The 12381-nt window shown below is 73.6% G+C and carries 11 protein-coding genes; 8 read left to right on the top strand and 3 right to left on the bottom strand.

The window, feature by feature from the left end; all coding sequences use genetic code 11:
• Window positions 1-6 precede the first annotated feature (6 nt).
• The gene (locus Nocox_RS23735) at window positions 7-597 is read right to left on the bottom strand and encodes a hypothetical protein (protein ID WP_020540307.1); all 591 of its coding nucleotides are present in this window, start codon (window positions 595-597) and stop codon (window positions 7-9) included.
• A gap of 223 nt (window positions 598-820) precedes the next feature.
• Here Nocox_RS23735 and Nocox_RS23730 point away from each other — a divergent pair, with 223 nt between their 5' ends.
• From Nocox_RS23730 to Nocox_RS23705, 6 genes are all read left to right on the top strand, one after another.
• Window positions 821-1438, top strand: a complete 618-nt coding sequence (locus Nocox_RS23730; protein WP_020540308.1) for a TetR/AcrR family transcriptional regulator — start codon at window positions 821-823, stop codon at window positions 1436-1438.
• Window positions 1435-1626, top strand: a complete 192-nt coding sequence (locus Nocox_RS23725) for a ferredoxin (RefSeq protein ID WP_020540309.1) — start codon at window positions 1435-1437, stop codon at window positions 1624-1626. Before Nocox_RS23730 ends, Nocox_RS23725 begins: the two co-directional genes overlap by 4 nt.
• A gap of 11 nt (window positions 1627-1637) precedes the next feature.
• Window positions 1638-2915 (top strand): cytochrome P450, encoded by a 1278-nt coding sequence (locus Nocox_RS23720; RefSeq protein WP_020540310.1) that lies wholly within the window; start codon window positions 1638-1640, stop codon window positions 2913-2915.
• A gap of 143 nt (window positions 2916-3058) precedes the next feature.
• On the top strand, window positions 3059-4300 hold the full coding sequence (locus Nocox_RS23715) for a Tm-1-like ATP-binding domain-containing protein (RefSeq protein ID WP_020540311.1): 1242 nt from the start codon (window positions 3059-3061) through the stop codon (window positions 4298-4300).
• Entirely contained in the window at window positions 4297-5124 is an 828-nt protein-coding gene (locus tag Nocox_RS23710; protein WP_020540312.1) for a phosphoenolpyruvate hydrolase family protein, read from the top strand. Before Nocox_RS23715 ends, Nocox_RS23710 begins: the two co-directional genes overlap by 4 nt.
• A gap of 83 nt (window positions 5125-5207) precedes the next feature.
• Complete coding sequence (locus Nocox_RS23705) at window positions 5208-6038, top strand: class I SAM-dependent methyltransferase (protein ID WP_020540313.1); 831 nt, start codon at window positions 5208-5210, stop codon at window positions 6036-6038.
• A gap of 26 nt (window positions 6039-6064) precedes the next feature.
• On the opposite strand, the gene Nocox_RS23700 is transcribed toward Nocox_RS23705, so the two are convergent.
• On the bottom strand, window positions 6065-8923 hold the full coding sequence (locus Nocox_RS23700) for an AfsR/SARP family transcriptional regulator (protein ID WP_020540314.1): 2859 nt from the start codon (window positions 8921-8923) through the stop codon (window positions 6065-6067).
• Window positions 8924-9111: 188 nt separating this feature from the next.
• Here Nocox_RS23700 and Nocox_RS23695 point away from each other — a divergent pair, with 188 nt between their 5' ends.
• A complete protein-coding gene (locus Nocox_RS23695; protein WP_020540315.1) occupies window positions 9112-10068 on the top strand; it encodes a M23 family metallopeptidase in 957 nt (318 codons plus the stop codon).
• Window positions 10069-10086: 18 nt separating this feature from the next.
• Here Nocox_RS23695 and Nocox_RS23690 read toward each other — a convergent pair whose 3' ends face one another.
• Window positions 10087-11001, bottom strand: a complete 915-nt coding sequence (locus Nocox_RS23690) for an alpha/beta hydrolase (RefSeq protein ID WP_020540316.1) — start codon at window positions 10999-11001, stop codon at window positions 10087-10089.
• A gap of 353 nt (window positions 11002-11354) precedes the next feature.
• Between Nocox_RS23690 and Nocox_RS23685 the strand changes: the two genes are divergently transcribed.
• Window positions 11355-12380 (top strand): ABC transporter permease, encoded by a 1026-nt coding sequence (locus tag Nocox_RS23685; RefSeq protein WP_084685191.1) that lies wholly within the window; start codon window positions 11355-11357, stop codon window positions 12378-12380.
• The last annotated feature ends 1 nt before the right edge of the window (window position 12381 follow it).

The following is a 12381-nucleotide window of genomic DNA, read 5'->3' as shown; positions in this document are numbered from 1 at the left end:
CAGGTCTCAGCCGCCGGGGCCTCTGCGCTGGACGGGGGCGCCGTCACCGTTCCTGGGCATGTCGCCGCGCTTGACCGGGCCGGGCGGTGGCGAAGGGGGCGGCGGCGAAGAGGGCGACGGCGGAGCGGGCGGCCTGCGGCCGACCGCCGGCCTGGCGCCCTCCGCCGCCTTCTTCAGCACGGCCCGGTCCACCTGCCCGGCCGGACAGATCAGCCGGACGTGATGCTCAGCGCGCACCGCGACGTACTCCTGACGGCCCTCGTGCTCGGCATACCAGCCGTCGCCGTCCGGCTCGAACGCGCCGGCACCCGTGTAGGCCCCCCGATCGACCCGCATCTCCACCTGCCTGCCGCCCCGCGCGAAGTAGCAGGCACCGAACCCTTCGTCGTTGATCACGCCCACCGACTGCTCGGCCGGCCGGTATCCGGGCAGGTTCACCACGTAGATCAACTCAGGAGCCGTGCCCTGCCGGACGGCGCGGTCGATCACGGCCTGGCTCAACCTTCTGGCGGAGCGGCGGCGGGACCACGCCATCAGCGCCGTCAGCGCGAGCAGGGCCAGGAACACGAGCAGCGCGATCAGCAGAGGTAACGGCATCCACCCAGTCTCGCTCTCGCAGGCGTCGTCCGGGTCACGGACGGGGATTCAGCCGGCTTGAGCCGGAGAACGTCACCACCGATGGGACGCGGCTGAGACCGCCATCGTCAGGAAGCCGGGCACCCCCTGCGCCGTACTGGCATCGGCAAGCGCGTCAGGCGACGGGCGGGACTTAAGGGGGTTACCTCTTGACGCAACAAATGAACGCTCTTTTAATTCGCACATGGGTCGTATCGCCGGCGTGAGCGCCGCGGAAACCCGCGAGAGGCTGCTGCTCGCCGCCGCGGAGGTGTTCGCCGAGCGCGGTTACGACGGCACGCGGGTCGCCGACATCGCCGCCGCCGCGGGCGTCAGCAACGGGGCCTTGTACGCCCACTTCGGCTCGAAGGCCGAGCTGATCGTGGCGGCGCTGCGCACCCACGGGCGGCAGACGCTGGCCAGGCTGGTCGCCGCCGACCCCGACCGTACGGCCACCGAACTGCTGCTGGTCCTCGGCCGCAACCTGCCGCGCCGCCGGGACGCGCCCGGTTACCTCATCGTGGAGGCCCTCACCGCCGCCCGCCGCGACGAGGACATGGCCAGCCCGATGCGCGACTACGTCGGCGAGCGCGCCGAATGGCTCGCCGGGCTGGTCCGAGCCGCCCAGGACGACGGCGAGCTCGACCCCGCCCTGCCGGCGGGCGCGCTGGCCCACTTCTGCCTGCTCCTGGCCATGGGCAGCGCGCTGATCACCCCCGACCTGCACGCCGTCGACGACGAGGAGTGGACGGCGCTGCTCACCCGTGTCGTCCGGGCGTTCGCCCCCGGCGGCACCCCATCAGAGAGCGGAGCACCCGAGTGAAAGTCAAGATCGACCCGGAACGCTGCCAGGGGCACGGCCGCTGCTACGACCTGGCTCCCGCGCTGTTCGCCGAGGACGACGAGGGCTACGGCCAGGTCGTCGGCGACGGCGCCGTGCCGGACGGCGAGGAGCGCACCGCGCGCCTGGCGGTGGCCAACTGCCCCGAGCGGGCGATCGAGATCCTCTAGGAGGGCGTGGCATGACCGTTGACGACCGCTTCACCCAAGGCTTCCGTGAGACGCGCGAGGACGAGCCGCTCGGCACGCGCAACGAGGTCATCACCGGCCCCGTCTCCGACTGGGCGACCGATTTCTCCCACTTGGAGCCGGAGTGGGTCGAGGACCCGTACCCGATCCAGGACGACCTGCGCCGGCGCTGCCCCATCGCGCACACGGAACGGTTCGGCGGCGGCTGGCTGCCCACCCGCTACGAGGACGTCGCGGCCATCGCCTACGACACCGAGCGTTTCTCGTCCCGGTCGATCATCATGAGCAACTTCCGCCCGCCACGGGAGCTGGCCCCGGTGGGCGGCACGCCGCCGATCTCCTCCGACCCGCCCTTCCACCACGACGCCCGCAAGCTGCTGCTGCCCGCCTTCACCAAGACCGCCGTCTCCCGGCGCGAGGAGCCCACCCGGGCCTTCTGCCACCAGCTCATCGACGCCTTCGAGGGCCGCGACGTCGTGGACGCCGCCCGCGACTACGCCCAGCACATCCCGGTCCGCGTCATCGCCGACATGCTCGGCTTCCCGCAGGAGGACGGGCCCCGCTTCCGCGAGTTCATCGAGAGCTCGCTCGAAGGCGTCAACCTGCCGCCGGAGGAGCGGATCGAGCGGATGGACGAGCTGTTCGACTACCTGCTCGCCCAGATCCGCGACCACCTCGACCATCCGCGCGACGACCTGACGACGTACCTCATCGAGGCCGAGCTGTACGGCCGCAAGCTCGACCCGTCCCACGTGGCCGGCACCATGGCGCTGCTGCTCATCGCGGGCATCGACACGACCTGGAGCGCGATCGGCGCGTCGCTGTGGCACCTGGCGAAGACGCCCGCCGACCGCGAGCGGCTGGTCGCCGAGCCCGGTCTGCTGCCGACCGCGATGGAGGAGTTCCTGCGGGTGTACGCCCCGGTGACGATGGCCCGGCTGGTCAAGGAGGACATGCACTGGAACGGCGTGGACATGAAGGCCGACGACTGGGTGCTGCTGTCGTTCCCCGCGGCCAACCGTGACCCCGATCAGTTCGAGCAGGCGGGCGAGGTCGTCCTCGACCGCAAGGTCAACCGGCACGTGGCCTTCGGCCTCGGCATCCACCGGTGCGTGGGCTCCCACCTGGCCAGGATGGAGCTGCGGGTGGCGCTGGAGGTGTGGCTGGAGCGGATGCCGGTGTTCGAGCTCGCCGACCCGGCCGGGGTGACGTGGGCCGCCGGCCAGGTACGCGGCCCGCGCAGCCTGCCCCTCCGCCTCGGCCGGTCGTAGGACGCCGCGTCAGGCGGGCGCGGGAAGGAGGAGACAAGACCGGGGCGGGCCGGCCGGATGGCGTGGAACGCGGGTGACGGGGCACATCACAGCGGGGCCGTCCGGTTCCCCGGGATCGACCAGCGGTGAGGTGAGGCAAGGACATGCCGTCCGTCGTACTGATCGGCACCCTCGACACCAAGGGCGAGGAGTACGCGTGGCTGCGCAACCGGCTCGTCGAGCTGGGCAGCGACGTCGTCGTCATCGACGTGGGCGTGGGGGAGCACGGCGAAGCCCTGCTCGCCGACGTCCTCGCCGCCCGGGTCGCCGAGGCGGCGGGCGCCGACCTGCGGGCGCTGCGGGAGGCCGGCGACCGGGGCGCGGCCGTCGCCGCGATGGGGGAGGGCGCGGCCGCGGTCCTCGACGAGCTGCAGGCCGACGGCCGCGTGGACGCCGTGCTGGCGGTGGGCGGCAGCGGCGGCTCGTCGATCGCCGCGCGGGCGGTCCGCGACCTGCCGATCGGGCTGCCCAAGCTCATCGTCTCGACGATGGCGGCCGGGGACGTCTCGCCGTACGTCGGGGCGAAGGACGTCACGATGATGTACAGCGTCGTCGACATCGCCGGGATCAACCGGCTCTCGCGGGCCATCCTCGGCAACGCGGCCGCCGCCGCCTCCGGCATGGCACGGGCCCGCCAGCTCGCCAAGGCCGTGCAGACCGCCGGGCTGCCGGACCGGCCGCTGGTGGGGGCGTCGATGTTCGGGGTCACCACCCCGGCCGTGGACGCCGCCCGCGATCGGCTCGCCGAGCTCGGCTACGAGGTGCTGGTCTTCCACGCCACCGGCGCCGGCGGCCGGGCGCTGGAGGGCCTGGCCGCGAGCGGCATGCTGGCCGGGGTGCTCGACCTGACCACCACCGAGCTGGCCGACGACCTGGTGGGCGGCGTGCTGTCGGCCGGGCCCGACCGGCTGACCGCCGCCGGACGGCACGGCGTGCCGCAGGTGGTCGCCCCCGGCGCGCTCGACATGGTGAACTTCGGCCCGCGCGACAGCGTGCCCCCCGAGTTCGCCGGCCGCCTGCTGTACGCGCACAACCCGGCCGTGACGCTGATGCGCACCACGCCCGAGGAGATGCGCGAACTCGGCCGCCGCGTGGCCGCCAAGCTGCGCCGGGCGCGCGGCCCCGCCGCGCTGTTCCTGCCCCGGCGCGGGGTGTCCGCGCTCGACGCGCCCGGCGGCGCGTTCGCCGGCCCCGAGGCCGACGCGGCCTGCTTCGAGGCCCTTGAGGAGGGCCTGCGCGGCTCCGCCGTCGCCGTCGAGGACCTGGACCTGCACGTCAACGACCCCGCCTTCGGCCGCGCCATGGCCGACCGGCTGCACGAGCTGATCACCGGAGGTGCCTCATGAACCGGCAGGACGTCCTCGGCCGGCTGCGCGCGACGGCCGCCGCCGGCCGCGCCGTGATCGGCGCGGGCGCCGGCACCGGGCTGTCGGCCAAGTGCGCCGAGGCCGGCGGCGTCGACCTGATCATCATCTACAACTCCGGCCGCTACCGCATGGCGGGGCGGGGCTCGCTGGCCGGGCTGCTGCCGTACGGCGACGCGAACCAGATCGTCGTGGAGATGGCCGCCGAGGTGCTGCCGGTGGTCCGGGACACGCCGGTGCTGGCCGGGGTGTGCGGAACCGACCCGTTCCGGGTCATGCCGTACTTCCTCGACCAGCTCAAGGCCATGGGCTTCACCGGCGTGCAGAACTTCCCGACCGTCGGCCTGTACGACGGCACCTTCCGGCAGAACCTGGAGGAGACCGGCATGGGCTTCGGCCTGGAGGTCGAGCTGATCCGGCTGGCCCGCGAGCGCGACCTGCTCACCGCCCCCTACGTCTTCGACGAGGAGCAGGCGCGGGCCATGACCGAGGCCGGGGCCGACGTGCTGGTGCCGCACGTCGGGCTGACCACCAAGGGCAGCATCGGCGCCGGCACCGCGCTGAGCCTGGACGAGGCCGCCGAGCGGGTGCAGGCCATGCGGGACGCCGCCGTCGCGGTCCGCCCCGACGTGCTGGTGCTCTGCCACGGCGGGCCCATCGCCGAGCCGGAGGACGCCGCGTACGTGCTGGCGCGTACCGAGGGGGTGGCCGGCTTCTTCGGGGCCTCGTCGGTGGAGCGGCTGCCGACCGAGCGCGCCATCACCGAGCAGGTCCGCGCCTTCACGTCGCTGCGCCCGGGAGGCTGAGGAGAGAGCCTGCTCCTCCAGCATGGAACGGGATGGAACGCCCTCCCCCCGGAAGATCTCGCACCACACCGGGAAGGAAACTTATGGGGACGACACCGCACCCGACCGCCGGCAACGCACTGGCCGAAGTGAAGGAACGCCAGCGGCTCGCCTGGGAGTCCGGCGACTACGCCCGCGTCGGCGTGACCCTGCAGCCGATGGCCGAACGGCTCGTGGAGGCGGCGGGCGTACGCGCCGGGCAGCGCGTGCTCGACGTGGCCTGCGGGCAGGGCAACGCCGCCCTCGCCGGAGCCCGGCGCTTCGCCGAGGCGACCGGCGTGGACTACGTGCCCGCCCTGCTGGAGCAGGGGCGCAAGCGGGCCGCGGCCGAGCGGCTGGAGGTGGTGTTCGCCGAAGGGGACGCCGAGGCGCTGCCGTTCCCCGACGCCGCCTTCGACGTCTCGCTCAGCACCGTAGGCGTGATGTTCGCGCCCGACCAGGAGCGGGCCGCCGCCGAGCTGCTGCGCGTGACCCGTCCTGGCGGCACGGTCGCGCTGGCGTCCTGGACGCCCGACGGGCTGGTGGGCGAGATGTTCCGGACGATCGGCAAGTACGCCCCGCCCCCGCCGCAGGTCCGCTCGCCCATGCTGTGGGGCACGCCGGAGCGGCTGCGTGAGCTGTTCGGCGGCGGGATCGAATGGACCGCGCTCACCGTCCGCACGTTCGAGTTCGCCTTCCACTCGCCCGAGCACTTCGCCGACTGGTTCATCGCCTACTACGGGCCGATCCACCGGATGGCGGGCACGCTCGACGAGGACACCCGGCGCAGTTTCGCCGCCGAGCTGGCCGGGGTGCCGGTCGCCTTCAACCGGTCCGGCGACGGGACGCTGCTGGCGGCCGGCGACTACCTGGAGGCCGTCGGCGTCCGCCGCTGACCCCGGCGCCCGGCGGCGGCGCTCCGTCAGCCCGCCGCCGGGGCTCCGGCGCGGAGCCGGCTGCGCAGCTCCACGGCACGGTGCAGGTAGTGGGCGGCCAGCATGGGCCGGCCGGCCGCCCGGTACAGCTCGCCGAGCGCCTGGAAGGCGTCCGCCTCGCCGCTGCGGTCGCCGAGCTGCTGGAAGATCTCCAGCGAGCGTTGCAGCTCGGCCGTGCCGTGCGAGCGGTCGCCGCGCGCCGCGTGCAGCCCGCCGAGGCCGCGCAGCGCGTACGCGCCGCAGTGCCGGTCGCCCAGCGTCTCGAAGATGTCCAGCGCCCGCCCCTGGAACCGCATCGCCTCGTCGGGTTCGGCGGTGAGCGTGTGCAGGCGGCCGAGCTGCACGGACACGCACCCCTCACGATGGTCGTCGCCCAGCTCGCCGGCCAGCCGCAGCGCCTCGCCGAGCCAGCGGGACGCCTGCCCGAGGTCCTGCAGCGACAGGTGGACCCGGCCGATCGCCTGCCGCGCGTACGCCTCCCCGTCCGCGTCGCCCTCGGCCAGGAACATGGCCAGCGCGTGCCGGAACCAGCCGAGCGCCCGCCGGTGCCGGCCGGAGAACTCGTCGGCGGCGCCGAGCCCGCAGATCGAGATCGCCTCGCCGCGGGCGTCGCCCAGCTCGCGGAAGATCACCCGGGCGCGGCGCAGCATGCCGGCCGCCTCGGCGTAGCGGTCCTGGTAGAGGCTGACCTGGGCGAGGCCGCGCAGCATCGCGGCCTCGCCGCGCCGGTCTCCCGCGGCGGCGGCGCTGTCCAGCGCGATCCGGTGGGTGAGCCGCCACTCCTCCAGCCGGCAGTGCAGGTCGAAGTAGGGGACGAGGGTCGCGGCCAGCCCCCACGCGGCCTGCGCGTGGCCGTGGGCCGCGGCCAGGCGTACGGCCTCGACCAGCGCCTCCCGCTCGGCGTCGAACCAGGTCAGCGGGTCGGCGGTGAGGCGGCCCAGCAGCTCGTCGTCCGGCCGCCACCGGGGAGCGGCTCCGGCAGGCACGCTGAACAGGGTGGTCGGCAGGCGGGCCGCGGCGTGCTCGGCGGCGCTCGTCCAGCCGCCCAGCACCCGCGTCAGGGCCTGGCGCTCGGCCTCGCCGTCCGCGCGCTCCCTGGCGGTGCAGCGCACCAGGTCGGGCAGCCGGTAGCGGGGCTGGCCCAGGGGATCGGTGCCGGCCAGGCGGAGCAGGCTGACGTCCACGAGCGTGTCCACGACGGCGTCGCCGCCGTGCCGGCCGAGCACGGCGCCGGCCACCCAGCCCGGCACGGTCCCCGGCCCGAGCAGGCCGAGCGCCCGCAGCGCCAGGGCGGCCTCGCCGGGCAGGCGGCGGTAGCTGAGCTCGACGCAGGCGCGTACCTCCAGGTCGCCGGCGCGCAGCTCGTCCAGCCGGGTGCTCTCGTCGTCGAGCCGCCGCCGCAGCTCCCGCAGCGGCCGGCCGGGACGGGCGGCCAGCCGCGCCCCGGCGACGCGGAGCGCCAGCGGCAGCCCGCCGCAGGCGGCGACGATCGCCCGCGCCTCCTCCGGCTCGGCCGCCACCCGGCCGGCCCCGGCGATCCTGGCCAGCAGCTCGCCGCCCTCGGCGGGGGTGAGCGCGTCCAGCTCCAGCAGGACGGCGCCGGGCAGCTCGGTGATGCGGCGGCGGCTGGTCACCAGCACGGCGCAGCCGCTGCCGGGTAACAGGGGGCGCACCTGGGCCGCGTCGGCGGCGTCGTCCAGGAGGACCAGTACGGGGCGGCCGGCGAGCAGGGAACGGTAGAGCGTGGCCCGCTCGTGCGCGGAGGCGGGCAGCGCGCTCTCCGCCACGCCCAGCGAGCGCAGCGCCTCGGCCAGCAGGTCGGCGGGGGCGGCCGGGGTCTCGGCCGTGCCGCCCAGCGACAGGTGGAGCCGGCCCTCGGGGTAGGCGTCGCGGACGGCGTGCGCGCAGTGCACGGCGAGCGCCGTCTTGCCGACCCCCGGCGGCCCGGTGACCACAGCCACCACCGGCGGCCGATCCCCGCCCGGCCGGGCCGGGGGGCCGGTGAGGAGACGGGTCAGGGTGGTGGCGTCGGCGCCGCGGCCGGTGAAGTCGGGCACGTCGGCGGGGAGCTGCTGCGGCACGGGCGGCCGGTAGCCGAGCCGGCCCGGCCTCTCGTCGGCGAGCACGGCGGCGTGGGCGGCGCGCAGGTCCGGCCCCGGCTCGATGCCGAGGTCGTCCACGAGCTGCCGCCGGATCTCGGCGTAGGCGTGCAGCGCCTCGGCCCGCCGCCCGCCGCGGTGCAGCGCGACGATGAGCCGCTGCCACAGATCCTCCCGGTACGGATGCTCGCCGATCAGCTCCCGCAGGTCGTCCACGGCCGCCGCGTACTCCTCGCGGGCCAGTTTCGCCTCCGCCAGCTCCTCGACGGCGGCGAGCCGGGCCTGCGCCAGGGCGCGCAGCCGCCCGTCCCACACCGGGCTGGCGGGCAGGTCGGACAGCGGCGCGCCGCGCCACAGCGCCAGCGCGTCGCGCAGGTGCCCGGCCGCCTCCCCGGCGTGCCCGGCCGCCCGCGCCCGCCCGGCGAGCTCCTCGAACAGCAGCATGTCGAGCTGCCCGGCGGCCGGCTCCACCGCGTACCCGGAGGGGTGGGTGACGATCCGGCCGCCGGCCGCGGCGACGGGGCCGCGCAGGGCGCTGACGTACGTCCGCAGGTTCGCCACCGCCGACGACGGCGCCCGCGCCGGCCACAGCACCTCGATGAGCGCGTCCGAGCCGACGATCTGGTTGGCCTCCAGCAGCAGCGAGGCCAGCAGCAGCCGGGGCTTGCGACCCGCGACGCGCAGCGGCTGGTCCCCGCTGCGGACCAGCAGGGGCCCCAGGACGCCGAAGTTCGGCTGGTCAACCACTACGAACGCACCTGCTCCTCCGGTGGCGCCGGAGCGCCTGTACGTCGGGTCGTCGTTCATGCCGGTTCGGTCTTTATACCGATTTTGGAGGTTCTCTGTATGCCGGACCCGCAATCTTGGTCGCCAGCAGAAGCGCAGCACCAGCTGATCCAGAAAGGATCCGTATGAGACCCACGCGGGTACTTACGGTGGGCTTTGTCCTGCTTGCCGGGCTCATCGGCGGCCAGACCGCCTCGGCCGCGCCGACCCCGGCGGCGAGCACGAGCCCCTCCGCGACCCCCTCCAAGGCCCCGGACCCGAACGACCCGCCCAACCAGGTGAAGGTCCCCGAGGTGTCCACCCTGGCCGCGCCGAGCTTCCAGCTTCCGTTCCCCTGCGGCCAGACGTGGACCGGCAACTCCAGCAACAGCAGCGCCCACCGCTCGTACGAGATCGACTTCAACCGCGGCGGCACCGCGGACGCCGACCTCGGCGACACCGTCGTGGCCGCCGCCGCGGGCACCGTCGTGATCTCGGCCCACCAGGGCTCCACCAACGGCTACGGCAACCTGGTCAAGATCGACCACGGCGGTGGCTGGACGACGTACTACGCCCACCTGAACGTGCGCTCGGTCAGCGCCGGCGCGCAGGTGAAGCAGGGCCAGAAGGTCGGCACGGTGGGCAACACCAGCAAGCCGGGCAACAACATCAGCCCCCACCTCCACTACGAGGTCCGCGAGGGCGAGGGCTACCCCGGCAACATCCGCAAGGCCGTCTTCGGCGGGACCACCTTCGGCTACCCGACCGCGACCGTGACCTCCAAGAACGGTTGCTCCAGCAGCAACCCGCACACCCCCGAGGAGGTCTGCGGCGCCGGTTACAAGGTGATCGACTCGGCGGCGCTCGGCACGGCGGGCACCGTCCATCTGCTCTACAACTCGGGCAACGGTTACAACTGCGTGGCCACGCTGAAGAAGACCTCGCTCGGCACCGCGACCGCGACCAGCGCCTACCTGGAGGTGCAGGGCAAGACGCGGGTGACCGACAGCGGCGACTTCGCCTACTACGCCGGCCCGGTCCGGGCCGCCGCGGCGGGCAAGTGCGTCAAGTGGGGCGGCAAGGCCGGCTCGTCCGCCTACGACAGCCCGTTCGAGCACTGCGGCTGAGCACCGGCCCGGGCGGGGTCACGCCAGTCGTCCGTTGATCGCCTCGCTCACCATGGTCACGGCCTCCGCGCTGCCGGGCAGCACGTTGACCAGGGTGAAGAAGGCGTGCATCTGACCCTCGAAGCGCCGCGACTCCACCGGCACCCCGGCCGCCCGCAGCCGCTCGGCGTACGCCTCGCCCTCGTCGCGCAGCACGTCGTGCTCGGCGGTCAGCACGACCGCGGGCGGCAGCCCGGACAGGTCGGCGGCGCGCAGCGGCGAGGCGTCCGGGTTGACGCGGTCGGCGGGGTCGGGCGCGTAGTGGTCCCAGAACCACACCATCGAGTCACGGCTCAGCATGAGCTGGTTGGCCGGGTCGGTGTAGGAGGCGTTGTCCAGGTCGCAGTCCGTCACCGGGTAGACCAGCACCTGCAGCAGGATCTCCGGCCCGCCCTCGTCGCGGGCGCGCCGGGCGGCCACCGCGGCGAGGTTGCCGCCCGCGCTGTCGCCCGCCACCATGATCGGCAGACCGGGGTACGTGGCGGCGGTCCAGGTCAGGGCGGCGTAGGCGTCGCGGGCGGCCGTGGGGTAGCGGTGCTCGGGGGCGAGCCGGTAGTCCACCAGCGCGACGGTGCAGCCGGTGCGGGCGGCGAGCTGCCGGCCCAGGGTGTCGAACTCGTCGAGGCCGCCGATCACCCAGCCGCCGCCGTGGTAGTAGACGAGCACGCCGCGCGGCGTCGCCGACGGGACCAGGACGCGCGCGCCGAACGAGCCGCCGTCCTCGCCGCCTATCACGGCCTCCTCGACGCGCAGCATCTCCGGGCCGGGCCCGTAGAGGTCGCGGAGCGCGGCGAACGTCAGCCGTGCCTCGCCGGGCGTCATCTCGTGGAGCGGCTTGACGCCGGTGTCGCCCATCTGCAGAAGGAACTGGGTCGTCGCCTCGTCAAGGGCCATGGACGCACCTCACTGCGGGAGCCGGGAGGGGTGGGAGATCAACCGTGGTGCCTCCTCAACGTAAGGTCCGGGCCCCACCGCGTCAACGGACGGTGCCCGTCCGATTTCTTGGCCTCCGGGGTCGGGATCCGGACGGCAAGTTGTCACGGAGCCGACCGGTCGCTGTTTCCGGAAACTTTCCGGCAAATTGCCGTCATCGGCGATCCCTATTGGCGCTGTGACCCGCGTGAACGCCAACAACTCGGGCCGCAACCCGGTAGCCCTCCGCCCTCTTGACACACGTCAAACCGGCCCCCTAAGTTGCCGCAATATTAACGGATCACCGCGAAAGTTTCGGTTGATTGAAGGATGGCATGAGGGGTCAGGAACCATTCGACGACACCGGGCCGTCTCCGGTGCTGGTCCAGAAGCCTGGGACCGGCTTTCCCGACCCCGTTGGGAAAACGCTTCCCAAAGATCGGGAAACCCGCCCCGGGCCCGGCCCCTGGCGGCGCGCCCTGGGCCGTGACTGGCAGCTCTACACGCTGGCGCTGCTGCCCCTGGCCTTCTTCGTGATCTTCCGGTACGTGCCGATGCTCGGCAACGTCATCGCCTTCCGCAAGTACGAGCCCGGCGGCAGCCTGTTCGGCGAGACCTGGGTGGGCCTCCGCTACGTGAAGATGTTCCTCGCCGACCCCTCGTTCTGGAACGTCTTCACCAACACCCTCATCCTCGGCGCGCTCACCCTGCTGTTCTGCTTCCCGCTGCCGATCGTGCTGGCGCTGCTGCTCAACGAGGTGCGCAACCGCAGGATCAAGCGCTTCCTGCAGTCGGTGTCGTACCTGCCGCACTTCCTGTCCGTGGTGATCGTGGCCGGCCTGGTCATGCAGCTCGTCGCCGTGGACGGGCCGGTCAACCAGCTCGTCAAGGCCCTCGGCGGCGAGCCGACCGCGTTCATCCAGAAACCGGAGTGGTTCCGCACGATCTTCGTCTCGTCGGAGGTCTGGCAGACGGTCGGCTGGGGGACCATCCTCTACCTGGCCGCGCTGACCACCATCGACGAGCAGCTCTACGAGGCCGCCCGCATGGACGGCGCCGGCCGGTGGCGGCAGATCTGGCACGTCACCCTGCCCGGCATCCGGCCCACGGCCGTCACGCTGCTGATCCTCAACATCGGCACCTTCATGACCATCGGCTTCGAGAAGGTGCTGCTGCTGTACAACCCGCTGACGTACCCGACGGCCGACGTCATCACCACGTTCCTGTACCGGATGGGCGTGGAGTCCAGCAACCTCAGCTACGCCGCGGCGATCGGCCTGTTCGAGGCGCTGGTCGGCGTGGTGCTGATCGTGTCGGCGAACCTGATCTCCCGCCGAGCAGTAGGGACGAGCCTGTGGTGAC

It is taken from the genome of Nonomuraea coxensis DSM 45129, from assembly GCF_019397265.1.
In the GTDB taxonomy this organism is placed as follows: domain Bacteria; phylum Actinomycetota; class Actinomycetes; order Streptosporangiales; family Streptosporangiaceae; genus Nonomuraea; species Nonomuraea coxensis.
Note: the sequence above shows the minus strand (reverse complement) of the source record. Positions and strands in the feature narration are given on the sequence as shown.